This is a genomic window from Microcoleus sp. F10-B2, from assembly GCF_036704965.1.
Taxonomy (GTDB): Bacteria; Cyanobacteriota; Cyanobacteriia; order Cyanobacteriales; family Microcoleaceae; genus Microcoleus.
Genome location: NZ_JAUBTB010000002.1, coordinates 110,878 through 129,708, shown reverse-complemented (window position 1 = coordinate 129,708; position 18,831 = coordinate 110,878). Strand labels below are relative to the sequence as shown.

The following is an 18,831-nucleotide window of genomic DNA, read 5'->3' as shown; positions in this document are numbered from 1 at the left end:
TGAAAACCCCGTCGTTATAGGACGGCTTTTTGATACAATAGACATGGTTGTAATTCCCAAGGTGGGCGGTTGTGAAGCGGCGCCATCGTCGGCACCCTAGAACCTGAAAGCTTTTTGAGAGCAAAAAGAAGGGTAGCGAAAACCTTGTAAAACAGAGCTAGGGAATCAACGCATTCTCACCAGAAAATCAATAATTTGTTTCAGTCAAGTAGGGTGGGGCACACCCGAACTCGCTTGCTCGTATCAAGCGTACGCTTTTGGAGATAGGCTCTCTGGGGTGGTTGTGAGTTAAGCTGGTCAATTGGTGCAATGGCACGGTTGAAGAGTTTAAGGATTGCCGCAAGGACACAGCGCTTAAAGGTCAGTCGATGAATTAAGAATCCCCGTGCGTTCACGCCGGGGAGTGTCAATAAAGAATGTTTACAACAACCCCAAAACCAAGTTGCGGCAGCTAAACTTAGAAATTTACAGTGGGCATTGACGCACTGTCAAAGTATTTTTGGACAAGTCGTAATAGCAATCTCGCGAGGCATCAAATGAATAACATCCAAAACTATCGCCTTAGATGTACGCTCACCTTTGGCGACATTTACGGTCAAATCATTGTTTGGCTGATAGTCATCTTCCTAAGTCTAGCGTCGGCACTCGCCTTGTGGAGTAGCGCCCGCCAAATCTACGCCTTGGCTACCGTCGGCTTGATTTTAGTGCTGTCTCTGCCCTTTTTGCTGTTTGCTTTCGTTACAACTCTGCTAAATAACATTGAAGTGCTTGCTGTAGAACCCGGTACGGAACCTCAACCTTCTGCAACGGGAAATCAGTCGCTTCAGAACCCTGCCGAAAGCGCCGGCTAGTCCAATTTGAAATTTTAACTTTTGATTTTCCATTCAAATCAAAAGTTAAAAAACTTCCTGCTCTTTTGGTAGGAAGTTTTTTTTTGCGTCACCATAAGTTGAGCAGAACACTCAAAATAATTAAAAAAAATGCTAGAACACGACGTAATCATTGTAGGCGGCGGTTTAGCAGGTTGCCGCGCTGCAGTAGAAATTGCCCGGACTGACCCGAGTTTAAAGGTAGCTGTCGTCGCCAAAACTCACCCGATTCGATCGCACTCCGTCGCAGCCCAAGGTGGCATGGCCTCCAGCCTGCAAAATGTCGATCCCGAAGATAGTTGGAAAGCCCACGCCTTCGACACAGTAAAAGGTTCAGACTATTTAGCCGACCAAGACGCGGTAGAAATCCTCACCCGGGAAGCACCCGGTGTAATCATAGATTTAGAACACATGGGAGTCCTCTTCTCCCGCCTCCCAGACGGCAGAATTGCCCAGCGCGCTTTCGGCGGACATTCCCACCGCCGCACCTGCTACGCCGCCGACAAAACCGGTCACGCCATCCTCCACGAATTGGTCAACAATCTGCGCCGTTACGGAGTTCACATCTATCAGGAGTGGTATGTCACGCGCCTGATTTTGGAAGAAGGCCAAGCCAAGGGGGTAGTTATGTACCGCCTTCTAGACGGTCAAATTGAGGTTGTCCGTGCTAAGGCGGTGATGTTTGCCACGGGCGGTTACGGTCGAGTTTACAATACCACGTCGAACGATTACGCCTCGACGGGAGACGGTTTGGCGATGACGGCTTTAGCTGGATTGCCGCTGGAAGATATGGAATTCGTACAGTTTCACCCGACGGGTTTGTATCCCGTGGGAGTGTTGATTTCGGAGGCTGTGCGGGGCGAAGGCGCTTATTTGATTAATTCAGAGGGCGATCGATTTATGGCCAATTATGCCCCGTCGCGGATGGAATTAGCACCCAGGGATATCACCTCGCGGTCAATTTCCATAGAAATTCGCGCCGGCCGAGGAATTAATGTTGATGGTAGTGCCGGCGGCCCCTTTATCTACCTCGATTTGCGGCACATGGGACGCGAAAAAATCATGAGCAAAATTCCTTTTGCTTGGGAAGAAGCCCACCGTTTGTTAGGAATTGATGCCGTAAATCAGCCCATGCCCGTGCGCCCTACCGTTCACTATTCAATGGGGGGAATTCCTACTAATGTTAGCGGGCAAGTTCGCAGCAGTCCTGAGGGTTTGGTAGACGGTTTCTTTGCAGCCGGCGAAGCAGCTTGCGTGTCAGTTCACGGCGCAAACCGTTTGGGCAGTAATTCGCTTTTAGAATGCGTCGTTTACGGCAAAGTTACTGGCGCAACCATAGCACAATTCGTACAAAATCGCAAATTGCCTGCTGTAGACGAACAGCGTTATATTACGGAAGCAAAAGAGCAAATTCAGGCACTTTTAGAACGTCCCGGAAAATACCGAATCAATCAAGTGCGGCAGCAGTATCAAGATACTATGACTGAGTATTGTGGCGTATTTCGTAGCGCCGAATTGATGCAGGAAGGTTTAAAGAAATTGGAATATTTAGAGCGACAATATGAGGATGTTTACTTAGACGATAAAGGCAAATTGTGGAATACGGAAATTGTGGAAGCTTTGGAGTTGCGGAGTTTGATAATTGTCGGAAAAATGATTTTAACTTCTGCTTTAAACCGGCAGGAAAGTCGGGGAGCTCATTCGCGGGAAGATTTTACTGAGCGCGATGACAGCAATTTCTTGAAGCATACAATGGCGTATTATTCGCCTGCGGGAATTGATTTGGCTTATATGCCTGTGGCGATTACGATGTTTGAGCCGCAGGAGAGGAAGTATTAAGTTGTAGGGTGGGCGATGCCCACCTTACTAATTAAACGGCAAAAAAAGGGATAAAGAAAACAATGCGCGAACTTCCCGAAAAGGAATTTAAGAACGAAGAAGTTAAATCAACTTTAACAAGCGATCGGCTAGCAGCTTCGATCGTTGATGCACTCATTGATGCAGGCATTATCGATAAACAAAGGGTTCCAGAAGCCATCGAAATCGGTGCTGAAGAAATCGAGGTTCGTAAAGCTCTAGGTGACTACTGAGTGAGTTCGCCTTGTTGATTGCTTTTAGCTTAGGATAAGTCTTGCTAAAATAAATACAAAATATCGTGATTATAAGTAGCAAAAAAAATATGAGTAAAACGACACAAACATCTCAATTCCAGCAAGCTCTTGAAGCTGTAGAAGTTTTATCATTAGAAGATCAAGCCCTGCTTCTAGATATTCTTCAGAATCGTCTGCGACAACAGCGACGAAATGAATTACTCAAGGAAGTAGCAGAAGTTCGTCAAGAGTATGCTGAGGGCAATGTTAAATTTGGATCGGTAGCCGATTTTATGGCGGAGTTGGATGATTGATGAAAATTGGTTGGACTCCCAAATCTATTCGTACTTTCAAAAAGTTAGTTCGTAAAAATCCTCAGCTTCGCCTTTTAATTGAAGCTACGCTTGAACTTTTGTCTGAAGACTGCTTTAACCCCAGCTTGCGAACTCACAAACTGACAGGAGATTTATCGGGTATCTGGTCGTGTTCAATAGATTATGATTATCGGATTTTATTTGAGTTTGTGACCGATCCAGAAGATGAAGAGGAAGCTATTTTATTGCTCAAAATGGGTTCTCATGATGAAGTCTATTAAGACCGATCGCCCTTTTCCCCAATTCTCTCTCACTATCTCACTCTCCAGCATTGTCCGTCACTTCCTCCACAGATAAACTTAACGCCTCTGCCACTTGTTCGGCACTCAATCCCATTCCCAACAAGCGGGGAATTGCATCCCTTATTGCCTGAAATCCAGCTTTTCGTGCCTGCTCTGCACTCTCGTCTCGCTGTCGCAGTTCATTGGTGCGCGCTTTCCGGAGAGTGTAAGTATCAACCAGTCTAGTGACAAAAACGTTAAGCTCTTCGGGATTCCAAGGCTTAGCAATGTAATGGCATAGTTTGCCAGCATCAATAGCTTCAAAGAAATGTTCCGTATAACTAATTAACATAATTTGGCTCGTATCGGGGTACTGTACCGCCGTCAAACGGAGGAACTCAGTCACGCTCATTTTGGGCGTCGGCTCATCGCAGATAATGACGGCAACTTCTCCTTCCCTTGCCAAGATTTCTAAGGCGGCGGGACCTGATTCTGCCCTGAATACTTGAAATTTGCGACGAAACTGGCGGTAAAGCAAGTCAAGACCACTGGCCCTTCCATCCTCAACGATCAGCATTTTTAGGCGAGGATTTGGTGGGTGGGGAAATTTATCCGACATCGCTATAGCCCTCTTTGTGTGAATGTGTTTCCAGTATCTGTGATTTATTATTTGCACCAGTGCCGTTTGCGCAAGCAGCTAGCCATTTGATAAGCTAAAGGCGTAATGTCATTGCTCAACATCGGTTTCCCTGAAAAAGTTTATTGATAGCGATCGCCCTTTTCCCCCATTCTCTCTCACTATGTCACTCTCCAGCATTCTCCGTCACTTCCTCCACAGATAAACTTAACGCCTGCGCCACCTGTTCGGCACTCAAACCCATTCCCAACAACCGGGGAATTGCATCCCTTCTTGCCAGAAATTCAGCTTGTCGTGCCTGTTCTGCACTTTCTGCCCTTTCCCGCTGTTGTTCCCCTCGCAATCTCTCTAATTCGGCTCTTTCATCGCCAATTAACAGCAAATTACCTTCCTCGTCCCACCAGCGCAGCCAAAGCATGGTTTGATTTTGATAACTGCCTTGCCAAAGTCCCAATTCTATGCCTAAAGATGCAATGGGAAAATGACCGCGTTGATTGAGTTCTAACAGTTGATAATACCCCTCAATCAATCGATAAACTTCTAATCGACCGCTGTTAATTTCATAGATGCCGTAATAGGGAATTCGCATCACCTGTTCGTACACCCAAAACTTTCCAGGTTTAGTGACTACCCCTTCCTCGGTGCGAGATAAAGGAGTACGATCGCGCTCTTCATCACCGTTCCCGCTCGCAAATTCCAAAGCAATTAACGGTGCTATGTGTTCTCGCCACAGCACGTAAGAACGGCGAATTTGACCGTCTAAATTAGGAGGTACATTGGGAACATAAAACCAATCAGGAGCTTCTGCACCTTTTTCCGGCGGCTCGGTTTCTCGCCAGTAAATGCCGCAGTCTTGACCGATCGCATATTGTCCGTCAGGATGCCGCTGCTGCAAAATTTGACCGATCGAATCTGTTAAAATTAAACTTTGCGGATGCTCCTGAAAATTTTTCACAAAAGTACCGTCTGACTCTGGTAATTGAGTGTGGTCTGGAAAAGCAGGAGGTAGAACAACGCGGTTAACGCTAGCAGTCATAATTCCCTCCGAGGTCTTACCTAATTGGTATTTAGTAATTGGTAATCTCAAATCTAGGTTAAAGAACGTGGCATGGGTAGGGACACAGCAGTGCTGTGTCCTTAAAGTTATAAGGTACTCAAAACTCCCAACTTTCCTTAAGGTTTCGGTAGCGCACCTTCAGGAATTGGGGAAGCCGCAGGTTCGGGACTGGCATCTTCTGCTGTTGGAGATGGCGAAGGAGTGCCGCTAGCTAACTGATTAATTTGGTCTTTATAGTTAGGAGGAGCTAACTCAGTAGCTCGATCGAACAGCGTTTTTGCCTCATCTGTTTTGCCCTGTTCCTTCAGCACGATCGCCTTTCCTAAAGTGGGGCGAAAATCTTTGGGATTAGCCTTAGCAGATTCGTCGTAAATTGCGATCGCCTCCTCGTAGCGCTTCTGCACAGCATAAACCTGTCCCAAAATCAACTGCACCGAAGTTACATCAACACTTTCCGGTTTCGCCAGATTTGCAGCCGGAGCCGCCTTTAGCGTATCTTGCAGCAGTCCGATCGCAGCTTCCGGTCGCTGCTGCACCAGCAGCAAATTCACCAACCCCTGCAAAGCCTTAATTTCCCCAGGCTTAGACGCTAAAATTGACCTGTAAGCTTGAGCCGCCCCTTCGCGATCGCCCGTGCGTTCCTTAGCCTGAGCCAGCAAAATCCCGTATTCAGTAGTCTCAGGATTCAGCGCAGCCAATTTTTCCAAAGGAGCGATCGCATCCTTAATGTCCCCCACTCCTTGTCCGATCAACTCCAGCCGCACCTGCAACAATCCCCGCAAAGCCGTTACATTGTCAGGTTCCCGCTGCAAAACCAATTCGTACCCCCTCGCCTGAGCTTGCAGCAACTCTGATTGCTTCTCCCCTGACTGCGCCGTTTGAGTAGGCGTTGGAGTTGACGTACTTTGGGCTTGGCTGGCCTTGAGAATACTGTCCAAAATTGGCACAAGGGAAAATCCCAAAAAAGCGATGAGCGACAGCACCACCACCACAGTAATCAACCCACGACGCTTGTTTGCTTTTTCCATAATTCAACTATCCCAGCTTAAAATCTACTATTTTCTAAGAATTAACGCATCGCCCGGGGGCGTCTGCCATTTAACTAGATCCATGCAACCATAAAAGTTCTTAACTTCAAAGTCCCAACTGACAAAGCAGCCTTTTACTTGCAGCTAATATGGTAACAGACCCACAACTCCATGCTAGCTAAACAATTTTGGACACTCAGACCCGCAGTCCCAAGCGCTGCGGTGTCTGTCCAATTTAGTCTGGTCAAGCTAAAAATTACCGAAAATATGGCGGATCAGCCCGTTAGGTAATTGGATTAAGTAAAATAGGCAAGCTGAATATCCTAAATTCTATTAGCCAGCAACTCCAACTCAGCGCTATGGCTGGATCGATCGCTCAGCAACTCCCAAAGTTCTTGCTCGCAAGGATTTTAGCAGCCAGAGAACCGATCGGCACTCGTAGCGTTGAAAGTTGGCGTTGACGGGTCACAACCAGACCTCCGGGCGCAAGCCCGCCTGTCAGGTGCTAGTAGTTTTTAAAGCAGTTTCTTCAGTTTATTCCTAATTTCCCTTAAGGGATGTGTCTCCGCTGCAAGGAGTTTTTATGAACCCCTCTCCCAACCGGTCTTCCAAATCGTCCAAATCTACTTCAACTCGCAAGGCTCAGCCCAGCGAACTGGCCGTCAATCCGCCTAAAGATACAGATTCCATTCCTGAGACACCAGACGAAAGTCCGGTGCCTTCGGCGTTGGCTGCACCTGTTGACCAAAATCAACCGCCAGCGCCAACAGACGCCCCAGCGTCCAAGGATAAGCTGCAACGACCCCGCTACAGTTCTGCCCCCGACAAGGACAAAACAAAGCCACAAGACCAGCCCAGCAATGCTCCTGCACCCCCGGCGCCAGCAGCGTCTTCGACTCCTGTCAGCGATACTCCAGCCCTAGCAGTCGCACCGCCGGCAAACGCCGAGCCTGCCGCTAACGAAAGTCAGGCCGCTGAGGACATACCCTCGGTCATGCGCCAACATCCCATTCCCCCCCCCAGCGAACCCAGACAGTACCGAGCTGTTGGTTTGGTGCGGGGCCGCTACACGCCATCAGAAGAGCAATTCACCCGGGGTATGCTGATAGCTGCCGACGGAACTGCCATCGACGCAGTTTTGCTGGGTAGAGTCATGAGTTTAGTCAAAAATCACCTGGATCTGGAACAAGAACACCTGTGGGTGGTCTATCCCCGCACCAGGCAAGAAGACGGCAACTTGCACGCCCAAATTATGGGGGTTTGGGAGCCGGAAACGCTCAAAAAATCTCCCGAACCGTCCTCTGACGAGGAAAGTCAGGAAGCAGCGGAGATTGAGGCTAGCGGCGAAGCATCTACCGCATCTTTGCCTCCCTCGGAACCTGATGTTGAAGATGGCTATTTTTCGATTAGAGGTGAGGTGATTTATCAATCCCAAGACCAAGAAAAGTATGTCATCGTCAAAATCAAGCAAGCTCCCCGCAAGAATGACGACAAGATGAAGTTTTTTAAGTTGAAACTCAAGGGAGATTTAGCGACAAAAGCGATCGGGTTTTTTTGGGATTTCCACGTCAAATTGAAAGCTGACAGTCTGATGATTGAGCAGGCTAATAATATTGGTGCCCTGCCGATTAAAAAGCGGAAATTCCCCCCTGGCAGCAAGCCGCCCGGTGGTTTCAAAGGAGGAGGGAAGCGTCCGTTTACTCCTAGGCCTAGCGGTGACGGTGCTCCTGTAGGGCGTCCTACCATCAAGTCCGCAGCAGCAGCAGCACCGCCTGTCCCGAAGGAACCTCTTCCTAAGCCGGTTAAGAAGCCTAAGCCGATCGAGGAATGAACCAATTTTAGATTTTAGATTTTAGATTTTAGGTGAGTGCATCAGTTTCCCATGCGTGCAGTTTTTTACCAGAATTCTTCAATCGAACATCTAGAATCCTGGACGCACTCGCCAGGATCAGAAACCGGGTTTCTTGACCAACAACCTAAGCTTTCAGGCCCGGGCTAGCGACAAGAAACCCGGTTTCTGGGACTTTGTGCGTCCACAAATAATCTAAAACCGCTAAATCGCCCATCTAAAATCCTTTATTCCAGCCTCACTTGGGCGCCCCACAAATCTTGCGGGAGAAATACTCTGTCGGTGGGTAGGGGAGCAACTGGGGCCGTGAGGGTAAATTGACCCGCTTCAATTTGCTGCTTCAATTCCAATGCTACTTGCCGGGAGAGAAACATACTCGCAAGGGGGGCGGCCCGTACAGGTTTGCCCTCTATCAGGATGCGGCCAGTCTTTAATTGAGCGTAGCTGACTAAACCGAATGTGGGACGAACGCGCCGGGGGATAGAGAAATCTACCACCGGCGCTACTATTTTTTTGTCTGATACTGCACAGTGGGCGACGACTGTTTCGTTTAAGACGGGAAAGGGGATGCCGACTCCCAGCATCAGGGATGGGCCGTAGTTTTTGAAGCAGCAGCCGCGCACCCATTTCGAGTTCATCTGTTTGGCGTCGCCGATGAGTGCGAGGGTGGCAGCGGGGCCGATGGGGGTGCGGTTGGGCTGGCGTTTTTGTAGCGGGAAGTGCTGGGTTCCTTCCCAAGTGATGTAGCCCTGAGCGCCTCCTAGGAAGATACGGGTGCCGATGCCGATGATTTCGAGGTCGGGGTCGTTGAGCAGGGGAGACATGGCTCCAAGGTTCGAGTAGACGGCGTTGCCGAGGTTTGGTTGCAGGGGGCCGAGGTAGGTGAACAGCGGGCGATCGCCTCCGTTGACGCCAACAATAAAGTTTTGATATGCGTTGCGGGGATTGAATAAATAAAACTGGTTGATGGTATCGCGGGTAATCGTGGTTTCAAAGGAGGCGCGGGGGTAGCAGTCTGTTACTTGTCCGAGGGCGCGCAATTGTACGGGTTTGCCTGCTATTAAATCTTCGATGACGTGTCCGCCGCCCCGTTCGCGCGATTCTTCGCCGTCTTCGGCTACTTGGGTGGCTCCCAGGTACAGGTCTACTGCCCCGAAGCCGGAGTAGGCTAAAACGCCGTCTAGCCAGCACTGGCGGATTTTGATCGGCGGGTCGGTATGGCCGAGGTTGATGATTGCACCGGAGGATTCCATGGGCTCGAAGGTGCCGGTGGTAATCACATCGACTTCTTGGGCTGCTTGGGTAATGCTGGTTTCTTGAACTCTAGTTTTGAGTTCTTCGATTGTCCAGACTGTGGCTTTGCCCTGGCTGATTTTATCGTTGATTTCGTCGATCGATCTCATCTATTTTAGATTTTGGATTTTAGATTTTAGATTTTCAATTGATTGATTTTGGAGTGATTTTGATTTTGGATTGATGGAATGTCGATCGAGCGAATGCTGTTTTGGCGATCGACCTCGGTTTGATAACACCGCAAAATGCTATAACAGATATCAGGATTATATTATAAATAAAATAAAGAGCGATCGCCATGACTCAAGCGATATTAAAACCAGTCACCTTTGATGAATTTATCGACTGGTATCCTGAAAATTATGAAAACCGTTACGAATTGCACAATGGAGCCATTGTTGAAATGCCTAAAGCAACCGGAGAACATTCAGAAGCAGCCGGCTTCCTCTGCCTGAAGCTAGGGATTGAAATCGAGAGGCTAGGGTTGCCCTGCTTCGTTCCCAAGGAATGCGTTGTCAAAGCTGATAATGAGTTATCTGGTTACGAACCGGATGCGATCGTTTTGGACAGGCAAGGGACGGACAGCGAACCGAGATGGAAAAAGGAATCTATCATTACAATGGGTAGTTCTGTCCGGCTAATTGTCGAAGTTGTCAGTACCAATTGGCGGGACGATCACGGCTACAAATTGGTTGACTGCGAAGCTTTGGGCATTTCTGAATACTGGATTGCGGACTATTTGGGACTTGGCGGCAGACGCTATATTGGCAATCCGAAACAACCTACTTTTTCTGTTTACCAGTTGATTGACGGTGAGTATCAAGTCAGTCTGTTTCGGGGTAGTGATAGGGTTGTCTCACCCACATGTGGGCAGTTTAATTTGAGTGTTCAACAGCTTTTTAGCGCCGGCAGAGATACGGTAAAAAATGCGATGCTTGAAGATAGTTAGTTGAGAGTGTTAGTACCACATTTTTCCTAATTTTATAGTGAATACTTCTGTCGTATAACTGGCAATGAATCGGGACTGAAGTCATTATGAACCTTAACTATTGATTTTCAGGAGCCTCATTTTCAGCATGATCGGGGATGTCTGGTTTCTGTTCTGGTAAATATTTTTCTGGCAGGCTTTCGGCGACTCCTATAGATTCATGTTTTTCATGGATAGCAGAATCTATTGCTGCTAAGGTTTTAGGGCTGGCACTCCACTGGTTTAGAATATCTTTAATTAGGGCTTCCCTAATCCAAACTTGAGCTACAACGGTGAGGGGGAGAGCTAGCAATAAGCCTAAAAATCCAAAGAAGGTGGCGAAGAATACTTGAGCTATTAATGTTACTGCTGGCAGCAGTGATACTTGCTGCGCCATAACGTAAGGGGTGAGGAGGTTGCTTTCAAATTGTTGAATTAGAAAGTAAAGGATTAGGACAAAACCGGATTTTAACGGAGAGTCTAAAAGTGCGATCGTCATTGGGGGAATGACGCTCAAACCAGGCCCGATATTGGGTATTAGGTTCAGCAAGCCGGCTAAAACAGCGTGGGCTAGAGCTAGGGGAACTTGCAATACTGACAAACCAATTAAACTCAGGAAAGTGATGACGCTCATGCTAATTAAAGCGCCGATTACCCATCTACCGAGCGCTATCTCGCATTCATCTAAGATGCCATCTATTCGCCGCCGATAAAAAGATGGAAAAAGTTGTATAAATGCTTTGCGGTAAGAGAGAGGTTCTGCTAATGTCATTAATGTCAAAACTATGACTAGCAAAAAGCTGAGAATAACACCTAATGTGTTGCCTACAAAAGCTCCTGCACCGCCGACGAGTTGGTTGAATAAAGGTTGCAGTTGTTGCATGATGTCGTTAACATCAAGATTTGGTAGCCGCTGACCAAATTGTCCTGAAAAGCGACCCTCAAATTGATCTATCCACTGATTTAATCTTTCTATTCCTTGAGGGGCTCTTTGGGTAAGTTGTTGAAACTGTTGGGCAAAGGGCGGTACAATGATTAGGAATAATCCTATGAAGATGAGGACTAGGAAACTAACTGATAACAGTACGGCGATCGATCTTTTGAGTCCGAATTTTTGTAAATACCGTGCTAGTCTGTTTAAGGCGGTGGCTAAGACGACGGCGGCAAACAGCAGCAGTAGGGCCTGCCTGATTTGCCACAGGATGTAACAAGATGCGATGAGGGCTAATAAGCCCATCCACTGTCCTAGCTTCATTAGATTTTAGATTTTAGATTTTAGATTTTAGATTGAGGAATAGGGTATTGGGAATTGCTGCTTGGTAATTGCTCTGCAGCCCTGAAGCGATAAATCGCACCTCTATAAGATACCTTAGATGCGCGCGATCGCATCTTTAATCGGATACCCCTACTCGGACATCAGCATAAGCAGCCTCCTCAATTACTTTTTGCGAACACCTGCTGCGCTGTCAGCTTCAATTCCGGGAAAGTTGGGGACTCAATACCCTCGCTGCCTCTGAACAGTTTGACTTGGTATTCCCCGTCAATTAGTTGGTAAATCGAAAACGTGGGTTGTTTGGGGTTGCCAATAAACCGTCTGCCGCCCAATCCTAGATAGTCTATAATCCAATATTCCTGAATACCCATTGACTCATATGCCTCAAGCTTTAGGGCATAATCATCCCCCCAATTAGTGCTAGTTACCTCGACGATTAGGGGGACTGATGAACCCATTGTGATAATTGATGATTTTTCTTCCCATCGCGGCTCGTTTGCAATGGTTTGTTCGTTAAGTACAATGATATCTGGTTCATACCCCGATTCCTCGCGCATCGGTTTGATGACGGATTCTTTGGGGATAAAGTAGGGTAGTTGTAGCCGTCTGATTTCAAAGTTGAGTTCAGCGAGCAGAAAACCTGTCAATTTAGAATGTTTGCCTGTTGCTTTTGGCATTTCAACAATTTCTCCGTTGTCTAGTTCATAGTGACATCCTGAATTCTCAGGATACCAGTCAATGAATTCATCGAATGTTACTAATTCGGGTAGGATTTGAATCATGGTGAGTGCCTCAAATTTGGTTTTGATAAGCTGTACGAGGAATTAAGATTTGGGCAAAAACAGAGTCTTTAGACCTAGTGTAGATCGCACTTTTTGATGGCGTCTCTACTGCTGCTGTTGGCGCGATCGCCAGCCGAGGATGGCAGCTAAGATGATACTGGGGGTAAAGACGGCGATTAGGGCGCTGAGGTCGGTAGAGGGTATGGATAAGCTAGGCCCTGCGTACTTGATGGCTAGGGAAAGGGCGGCGGAAAGGGTAAATACTTTGAGGATGGGGCTGATGTTGGTGTTCATGGATATCGTAGTTGGTTGTATAATGAGGCATTGAGACTATTATCGCAAGTTTGTGCTAAGCCCGGAAGTAATAGAAGATTAGGAGAAGAGCAGGATTGAGAGCAAAGTACCAAACCTTGGTTTTTTTGCCAGATAGCCGATTTTAACTAAACTTACAATTAAGTTACATCCCGTTAAAACACGATCTATGACGTACACCACACCCAAATTACTTAGCTTGGAGGAGTTTATCGCCCAATATGGGGATAATACACGCTATCAACTAATTGACGGAGAACTCAGAGACATGGAACCTACTGGCCCTCACGAAGCTGTTGCCGGGAGTATTGCGGGTAGAATCTATGTCGAAATCTTTCGGGATAACTTCAACTGGTTGGTGCCTAAAAATTGTCTAATCAAACCACTATATGCTGAAGCTACAGCGCTGCGTCCTGACGTAGTTGTTTTAGATAAATCAGAACTCGGTCAAGAACCCCTTTGGCAAAAAGAACCAGTTATTTGTAACGGTAGTACAATTAAGCTTGTTGCTGAAGTGGTCAGCACTAATTGGCAAGATGATTATGCCAGAAAAGTGGAAGAATACGCTTTTTTGAATATTCCCGAATATTGGATTGTGGACTTTCGGGGCTTAGGTGGTTGGCAATTTATCGGCAACCCAAAGCAACCGACTTTCACGGTGTGCCAGTTAGTTAATGGTTCATACCAGCAGCAACAATATCGCTTGGGAGATACTATTTTTTCTTACCTGTTTCCAAATTTACAACTGAGACTCGACGACATTATGCCGACTTGAAAGTCTAGTAAGCTGTCGCGAATTTAAATTGTATATTCGGGGCGGGCTAGAAGCCCACCCAACAAGAGTTTGATTGTTTTTTGACATATAATTTAAATGCAGAACAGCTTATCTACTTATCGAGTGATCGCACCTTGGGCAAAAAAGGCAATCTAAACTTATCACAGAAATAACGTTAACAGTATTTAATGCTTTATGAATGTTGTTTTAAACCCAGAAATTGATTGAGGTTCCCATGATGGCACAGACACTCTTACAGCCACTAGACCAACGGTTCATTCAGTCCGGGATTAGCTGGGAACAGTTCAAGCTAATTGAACAGGGGTTTTCTGACTCCCCAGGGACGAGGTTGTTTTATTACAAAGGAGAGGTAGAAATATTGGCAGTTTCCCCAGAACACGAATTTTTTAGTCGGACAATTTGTACGCTGCTGGCTATCTACTGCGCCGAAAATGAAATTGAGTTTGCCCCTACGGGAAGCTTTACCCAAGAAAAGGAAGGGGTAGTATCTGCACAAGCTGATGAATCTTATTTTATTGGCCGACGCATAACCCCAAATTATCCCCCAGATTTATGTATCGAAGTTATCTTCACTAGCGGTACTGTCAAAAAATTGCAGCGCTATCGAGTATTGGGAGTTTCTGAAGTCTGGTTCTGGGAGGATGGTGTATTGGCTATGTATCGCTTGGGTTCTGAGGGTTATGAAAAAATTTCTTCAAGTGTTGTTTTGCCAAATTTAGATATTAATTTACTGCGTCGCTGCTTGCTGATGGCTTCGAGTGTGGAAGCGATGAGGGAGTTTAGGAGGGGGATTTCTGGTTAGGGCGGGCGTTTCAGACTATTATTGCAAGTATGTGTTGCGGCCGGGCGGGCGATCGGCTATTTTCTGAGATACTAGAATAACTTGCCAGCATTGAGTGTAATTGAAAATGGATCACCAAAATTTAGAGTTAATACAAAACATTCGCCAGCAATTTGACAATACTCCTTATCCCAGAATCCCGCTGGAACAATCTCCAAAAGACAACAGTGAATTGCTCTACCTTCATAATCTTGTAACTGCTTACTACTTCAGAAATAGAAAAATAATTAATACCTCTGGTAAAGTAATCCTCGATGCGGGATGCGGCACCGGTTATAAATCCTTGGTTTTAGCTATAGCCAATCCAGGAGCCAAAATAGTAGCCATCGATTTATCCGAAGAATCTGTGAAACTAGCTGACCAACGTTTACAGTATCATGGGGTGGCTAATGCAGAGTTTTATGCTTTGAAGATAGAAGATTTGCCAAGTTTAGGGTTAGAGTTTGACTATATCAATGCTGACGAAGTTCTGTATCTCTTGCCCGATCCTATTGCTGAATTGCAAGCGATGAAATCTGTTCTCGCTCCCGATGGCATCATCCGCACCAACCTTCACAGTTCAAATGCTAGAGCAGGATTATTTCGCGCTCAAGCTGCTTTCAAAACAATGGGATTAATGAATGGCTCTCCGGGTGAATTGGAGATAGAAATAGTCCGGGAAACAATGGAAGCATTACAAGACGAAGTAGGGCTTAAGGCATTAACCTGGAATTCCGCTCGCGCTTTTGATGAGGCATGGATTATGGCTAACTATTTATTAGTGGGTGATAAAGGTTGTACCATTCCTGAAGTGTTTGCTATGTTGAGAGGTGCTGATTTAGAGTTTATCAGTATGGTGGCTTGGCGCAGGTGGGAGTTGATGGATTTGTTCAAAGATCCTGATGATTTGCCTCCGTTTTTGGCGATGAGTCTGCCAGAAGCTTCTCTGGAAGAGCGACTGCATTTATTTGACTTGTTACATCCCCTGCACCGTTTGTTTGATTTCTGGTGCGGCCATCCAAATCGAACTCAGGCTTTTGTGCCAGTGGCGGAATGGACGGAAGCTCAATGGCGGGAAGCACGGGTACACCTGCACCCTCAACTGAGGACTTCCCAGATTAGGGAAGACTTGAGTAATTGCATTGAGAGCCAGACGCCGTTTGAGATTAGCCGTTATATTATTGTGCCAACTCTAGCGCCGGTGGCGATCAAGGGTACAATGGCGGCTTGCTTGTTACCTCTGTGGGATGGGCCGCAGTCTGTGGTGTCGCTAGTCCAGAAGTGGCTACAGATTAGGGCCGAGTCTGCTGTTAATCTAGAACCCGCAGCCCAGGAGACGGCCTTTGATGAAGTCAAGGAACTGTTGACTAGGCTAGAAGTCTTTATGTACTTGCTTTTGGAGCGTTAGCCGCCGAACCTCAAAAAAAAAAGGGACGGGATGATAGCAAACCTGAGGAAACTGGGTAAGTTACATATAAGAGTTAGAAACGAGCATCCCACCCCCTCAAGGAGAAAAAAATTATGAAGACTGAATTTAAAACCAAATTCCTGCAACACATCAACAAAAGAAAAAAGGAAGCAGGTTTCACACTGATCGAACTGCTGGTTGTGATCATCATCATCGGTATTCTTTCCGCTATCGCTTTACCCGCCTTCCTCAACCAAGCCAATAAAGCCAAGCAGTCTGAAGGCAAACAGTATGTCAGTTCAATTAACAAGGGTCAGCAGGCTTACTACGCAGAGAATACTAAGTTTGGGGCTAACGTTCAAGTTTTAGGTCTTGGTCTGAAAACTACTACCACAAACTACAGCTACGTTGTAACTGCTACAGCATCAAATGCTAGTGCCCTGGCAAACCCTACTAATACTGCTTCTCTCAAAGGATATGCCGGCGGTGTAGGACTGGTTGAGGCAGGTGAAGCAAAAACCACCCAGAGCATACTTTGTGAAAGCGCCAGCACGGGTAATGCTACGGCCCCAACTTATGGAACCACAGGTGTAACCTGCACGGGTACTGACAAGTTAGTGACCAAGTAGTTTCCGAACTTAACCGTAATTTCGGGTTCAGGATAGCGGGTAGACCTGTATGGACTACCTGCTTTTATATAGTAAATATCTTCCCTAATTATTTTTGGGGTGGCATATTGCCTGCCCTTAATAAGTCTTTGGGAAGAGGTCTAATATTTAAATACTATTTTTGAGCGGCTACAGGTATGTTTTCCAGTAATTTATCGACTTTAGAATCAGATTGGCAGGAAAAAATTTATCAATTTCTGCTTCAAGGAAATTATATCCAGGCTGCCAACCTCTACGAACAGGCAATTGAATGCGAACCAAGTGTCAAGTCACATTACTGGCAGCTAGGATTAATGTTGCTATTGCAGGGACAAGAGGCGGAAGCTCAGACTACTTGGCTGCTGGCAATGGCCGAGGGAGAATCTGAAGAAATAGAGTCTTGGACTCATGAACTAATAGAAGTTCTACAAACAGAGGCTGACAGGCAGCGCGATTTGGGTGAATATAAGGTAGCATGGGCAATTCGGCAACACATCAGAGAAATTAATCCTAAAGATATCAATAACTTGTTGCATTCCATAGGGTTATCCACCATGCTGGAAACTTATAGTGGGGAGGAATTGATAGAGTTAGGCATCATTGAGTTGCTCAAATCAAAATCACCGGAGGATGTGGACTTTGAGCTATTAATGCAAGTTTTGAAGAACGTCCTGGACAGAGCTCCTCTTTATCCTTCATCATTTGACTTGACAGAAGCCTGTATAAAGCATGTCAAAGATACGGAATATTTTCAGAGCATTTTAGTTCCATTTGTTTATGATATTTGCCACTGTGCAAAGCAACCAGAGTTAGCAGCACGCTTCACCGAACTAGCCTTGCGCCTGTCACCTAAAGACCCTGAACTACTGGGTACTTTATCTTCGTTTTATCAAGATTGTGGCGAACATTCTAAAGCAATAGAAACTGCTAAGTTGTACTATTCACTCACGGAAGGATTAGCCAATAAAATTTATGCTAATTTCTCGATAGTACGTGCTTTGATGGGAGAGGGCGGTCGCTGGGATGAAGTTTGTTTGGCATTAGAAACCCAGAAGCTCCTCTTAACGTCTATACTAGCAGAACAACCAACATCCATACCTCCGTTTGCTACTGTTCGTTTATATATTTCTGTATTCTTTTTCCCCTATGTTCAAGATCTGGCTCAGGAAAATATCCAAATTAGGCGTCAAGTAAGTCAGCTCGCTTCATTAAATATTGAAAATTATAGAAAGGATTTAATAGAGAAATATCGGCAGCCAAAATCGGCATATATTAAAATCAATACTCCTAATAAGCGTTTGAAAATTGGATACTTGTCTCATTGCCTGCGAAACCATTCTGTTGGTTGGTTGGCGCGGTGGGTATTTGAGTACCGAGATAGAGATCGATTTGAAGTCAGTGCTTATCTGTTTGGTTCTAAAATGAGCCACGATAACTTAGAAGATTGGTACGTCAGCAAAGTTGATAAAGCCTATAAGTTAGGCATAGATAGTTGCGAAACTGCTGAAAAAATTTACGAAGATGAAATTGATATTTTAGTCGATCTCGACAGTATTACTATAAGCAATTCTTGTGAAATTTTGGCGGTTAAACCAGCCCCCGTGCAGGTGACTTGGTTAGGGTGGGACGCTTCTTGCCTTCCAAATATCGATTACTATATTGCCGACCCTTACGTATTACCTGAAGCAGCTCAAGATTATTATCAGGAAAAAATCTGGCGTTTGCCTCAGACTTACATAGCAGTTGATGGTTTTGAGCTAGGCATACCTACCTTGCGACGCGACAAATTGGATATTGGCAGTGATGCTGTTATCTATTTGAGCGCTCAGAGAGGATATAAGTATAATCCCCATACGGCGCGACTGCAACTGCGAATTATTAAAGAAGTGCCCAATAGTTATTTTTTAGTTAAAGGTTTGGCAGAGCAAGAATCTCTCAAAAAGTTTTTTTTAGAAGTTGCAGAATCGGAGGGAGTGGCACCGGATAGATTGAGATTTTTAGAATTGACAGGCACGGAGGGAGAACACCGAGCGAATTTGGGAATAGCAGATGTGGTGCTAGATACTTATCCCTATAACGGAGCCACCACAACAATGGAAACGCTGTGGATGGGCGTGCCGATGGTAACGCGAGTGGGAGAGCAGTTTGCAGCTCGTAACAGCTACACGATGATGATGAATGCGGGTATTTCCGAAGGTATAGCTTGGACAGACGAAGAATATGTCGAATGGGGAATCCGTTTAGGAAAAGACGCTGTTTTGCGACAGCAAATATCGTGGAAACTGCGACAGTCTAGACAAACAGCTCCCTTGTGGAATGGCAAGCAATTTACGCGAGAGCTTGAGAAAGCTTACGAGCAGATGTGGCAGATATATGTGGAGAAAAATCATTGATACTATTTGTGCAAC

General features: G+C 46.0%; 19 protein-coding genes. 12 read left to right on the top strand and 7 right to left on the bottom strand.

The features are described from left to right. The first annotated feature begins 536 nt into the window (after positions 1–536). The 5 genes from QUA99_RS01450 (at position 537) to QUA99_RS01430 (ending at position 3,554) form a co-directional block, all read left to right on the top strand. Complete coding sequence (locus tag QUA99_RS01450; protein WP_333070018.1) at positions 537–851, top strand: hypothetical protein; 315 nt, start codon at positions 537–539, stop codon at positions 849–851. A 129-nt stretch (positions 852–980) separates the two neighbouring features. Continuing rightward, positions 981–2,708, top strand: a complete 1,728-nt coding sequence (locus QUA99_RS01445) for a succinate dehydrogenase/fumarate reductase flavoprotein subunit (RefSeq protein ID WP_333234644.1) — start codon at positions 981–983, stop codon at positions 2,706–2,708. Between the two features lie 62 nt (positions 2,709–2,770). Further along, a complete protein-coding gene (locus tag QUA99_RS01440) occupies positions 2,771–2,959 on the top strand; it encodes a hypothetical protein (RefSeq protein ID WP_333234643.1) in 189 nt (62 codons plus the stop codon). Between the two features lie 89 nt (positions 2,960–3,048). Continuing rightward, the gene (locus QUA99_RS01435; protein WP_333234642.1) at positions 3,049–3,273 is read left to right on the top strand and encodes a hypothetical protein; all 225 of its coding nucleotides are present in this window, start codon (positions 3,049–3,051) and stop codon (positions 3,271–3,273) included. Then, the gene (locus QUA99_RS01430; protein WP_172191064.1) at positions 3,273–3,554 is read left to right on the top strand and encodes a type II toxin-antitoxin system RelE/ParE family toxin; all 282 of its coding nucleotides are present in this window, start codon (positions 3,273–3,275) and stop codon (positions 3,552–3,554) included. Before QUA99_RS01435 ends, QUA99_RS01430 begins: the two co-directional genes overlap by 1 nt. A gap of 37 nt (positions 3,555–3,591) precedes the next feature. On the opposite strand, the gene QUA99_RS01425 is transcribed toward QUA99_RS01430, so the two are convergent. The 3 genes from QUA99_RS01425 to QUA99_RS01415 all read right to left on the bottom strand — a co-directional run bounded on the left by QUA99_RS01425 (position 3,592) and on the right by QUA99_RS01415 (position 6,276). Next, entirely contained in the window at positions 3,592–4,131 is a 540-nt protein-coding gene (locus QUA99_RS01425; RefSeq protein WP_333234641.1) for a hypothetical protein, read from the bottom strand. Positions 4,132–4,357: 226 nt separating this feature from the next. Further along, positions 4,358–5,227: a Uma2 family endonuclease gene (locus QUA99_RS01420; protein WP_333234640.1), complete on the bottom strand. Its 870-nt coding sequence runs from the start codon at positions 5,225–5,227 to the stop codon at positions 4,358–4,360. Between the two features lie 137 nt (positions 5,228–5,364). Continuing rightward, positions 5,365–6,276: a tetratricopeptide repeat protein gene (locus QUA99_RS01415; RefSeq protein ID WP_333234639.1), complete on the bottom strand. Its 912-nt coding sequence runs from the start codon at positions 6,274–6,276 to the stop codon at positions 5,365–5,367. Positions 6,277–6,859: 583 nt separating this feature from the next. Between QUA99_RS01415 and QUA99_RS01410 the strand changes: the two genes are divergently transcribed. Next, on the top strand, positions 6,860–8,107 hold the full coding sequence (locus QUA99_RS01410) for a hypothetical protein (RefSeq protein ID WP_333234638.1): 1,248 nt from the start codon (positions 6,860–6,862) through the stop codon (positions 8,105–8,107). A 245-nt stretch (positions 8,108–8,352) separates the two neighbouring features. On the opposite strand, the gene QUA99_RS01405 is transcribed toward QUA99_RS01410, so the two are convergent. After that, a complete protein-coding gene (locus QUA99_RS01405) occupies positions 8,353–9,528 on the bottom strand; it encodes a homocysteine biosynthesis protein (protein ID WP_333234637.1) in 1,176 nt (391 codons plus the stop codon). A gap of 188 nt (positions 9,529–9,716) precedes the next feature. On the opposite strand from QUA99_RS01405, the gene QUA99_RS01400 reads away from it, so the two are divergent. After that, entirely contained in the window at positions 9,717–10,367 is a 651-nt protein-coding gene (locus tag QUA99_RS01400; protein ID WP_333234636.1) for a Uma2 family endonuclease, read from the top strand. Between the two features lie 97 nt (positions 10,368–10,464). Here QUA99_RS01400 and QUA99_RS01395 read toward each other — a convergent pair whose 3' ends face one another. The 3 genes from QUA99_RS01395 to QUA99_RS01385 form a co-directional block, all read right to left on the bottom strand. Continuing rightward, positions 10,465–11,640, bottom strand: a complete 1,176-nt coding sequence (locus QUA99_RS01395; protein ID WP_333234635.1) for an AI-2E family transporter — start codon at positions 11,638–11,640, stop codon at positions 10,465–10,467. Between the two features lie 179 nt (positions 11,641–11,819). Then, positions 11,820–12,440 carry a Uma2 family endonuclease gene (locus QUA99_RS01390; protein WP_333234634.1) on the bottom strand — a complete coding sequence of 207 codons (621 nt, stop codon included), beginning with the start codon at positions 12,438–12,440 and terminating at the stop codon, positions 11,820–11,822. Between the two features lie 105 nt (positions 12,441–12,545). Beyond that, complete coding sequence (locus QUA99_RS01385) at positions 12,546–12,734, bottom strand: hypothetical protein (protein WP_333234633.1); 189 nt, start codon at positions 12,732–12,734, stop codon at positions 12,546–12,548. Between the two features lie 187 nt (positions 12,735–12,921). Between QUA99_RS01385 and QUA99_RS01380 the strand changes: the two genes are divergently transcribed. From QUA99_RS01380 to QUA99_RS01360, 5 genes are all read left to right on the top strand, one after another. Further along, positions 12,922–13,527, top strand: a complete 606-nt coding sequence (locus QUA99_RS01380; protein ID WP_333234632.1) for a Uma2 family endonuclease — start codon at positions 12,922–12,924, stop codon at positions 13,525–13,527. Positions 13,528–13,762: 235 nt separating this feature from the next. Then, positions 13,763–14,350 (top strand): Uma2 family endonuclease, encoded by a 588-nt coding sequence (locus QUA99_RS01375; RefSeq protein ID WP_333234631.1) that lies wholly within the window; start codon positions 13,763–13,765, stop codon positions 14,348–14,350. A gap of 106 nt (positions 14,351–14,456) precedes the next feature. After that, complete coding sequence (locus QUA99_RS01370; RefSeq protein WP_333234630.1) at positions 14,457–15,776, top strand: methyltransferase domain-containing protein; 1,320 nt, start codon at positions 14,457–14,459, stop codon at positions 15,774–15,776. Between the two features lie 113 nt (positions 15,777–15,889). Beyond that, entirely contained in the window at positions 15,890–16,405 is a 516-nt protein-coding gene (locus QUA99_RS01365; protein ID WP_333234629.1) for a type IV pilin-like G/H family protein, read from the top strand. A gap of 176 nt (positions 16,406–16,581) precedes the next feature. Beyond that, on the top strand, positions 16,582–18,816 hold the full coding sequence (locus QUA99_RS01360) for an O-linked N-acetylglucosamine transferase family protein (RefSeq protein WP_333234628.1): 2,235 nt from the start codon (positions 16,582–16,584) through the stop codon (positions 18,814–18,816). Positions 18,817–18,831: the final 15 nt, after the last annotated feature.

Coding starts and splice junctions, on each gene's coding strand:
- QUA99_RS01450 (WP_333070018.1), top strand. CDS start 537: ATGAATAACATCCAAAACTATCGCCTTAGATGTACGCTCACCTTTGGC.
- QUA99_RS01445 (WP_333234644.1), top strand. CDS start 981: ATGCTAGAACACGACGTAATCATTGTAGGCGGCGGTTTAGCAGGTTGC.
- QUA99_RS01440 (WP_333234643.1), top strand. CDS start 2,771: ATGCGCGAACTTCCCGAAAAGGAATTTAAGAACGAAGAAGTTAAATCA.
- QUA99_RS01435 (WP_333234642.1), top strand. CDS start 3,049: ATGAGTAAAACGACACAAACATCTCAATTCCAGCAAGCTCTTGAAGCT.
- QUA99_RS01430 (WP_172191064.1), top strand. CDS start 3,273: ATGAAAATTGGTTGGACTCCCAAATCTATTCGTACTTTCAAAAAGTTA.
- QUA99_RS01425 (WP_333234641.1), bottom strand. CDS start 4,131: ATGCTGATCGTTGAGGATGGAAGGGCCAGTGGTCTTGACTTGCTTTAC.
- QUA99_RS01420 (WP_333234640.1), bottom strand. CDS start 5,227: ATGACTGCTAGCGTTAACCGCGTTGTTCTACCTCCTGCTTTTCCAGAC.
- QUA99_RS01415 (WP_333234639.1), bottom strand. CDS start 6,276: ATGGAAAAAGCAAACAAGCGTCGTGGGTTGATTACTGTGGTGGTGGTG.
- QUA99_RS01410 (WP_333234638.1), top strand. CDS start 6,860: ATGAACCCCTCTCCCAACCGGTCTTCCAAATCGTCCAAATCTACTTCA.
- QUA99_RS01405 (WP_333234637.1), bottom strand. CDS start 9,528: ATGAGATCGATCGACGAAATCAACGATAAAATCAGCCAGGGCAAAGCC.
- QUA99_RS01400 (WP_333234636.1), top strand. CDS start 9,717: ATGACTCAAGCGATATTAAAACCAGTCACCTTTGATGAATTTATCGAC.
- QUA99_RS01395 (WP_333234635.1), bottom strand. CDS start 11,640: ATGAAGCTAGGACAGTGGATGGGCTTATTAGCCCTCATCGCATCTTGT.
- QUA99_RS01390 (WP_333234634.1), bottom strand. CDS start 12,440: ATGATTCAAATCCTACCCGAATTAGTAACATTCGATGAATTCATTGAC.
- QUA99_RS01385 (WP_333234633.1), bottom strand. CDS start 12,734: ATGAACACCAACATCAGCCCCATCCTCAAAGTATTTACCCTTTCCGCC.
- QUA99_RS01380 (WP_333234632.1), top strand. CDS start 12,922: ATGACGTACACCACACCCAAATTACTTAGCTTGGAGGAGTTTATCGCC.
- QUA99_RS01375 (WP_333234631.1), top strand. CDS start 13,763: ATGATGGCACAGACACTCTTACAGCCACTAGACCAACGGTTCATTCAG.
- QUA99_RS01370 (WP_333234630.1), top strand. CDS start 14,457: ATGGATCACCAAAATTTAGAGTTAATACAAAACATTCGCCAGCAATTT.
- QUA99_RS01365 (WP_333234629.1), top strand. CDS start 15,890: ATGAAGACTGAATTTAAAACCAAATTCCTGCAACACATCAACAAAAGA.
- QUA99_RS01360 (WP_333234628.1), top strand. CDS start 16,582: ATGTTTTCCAGTAATTTATCGACTTTAGAATCAGATTGGCAGGAAAAA.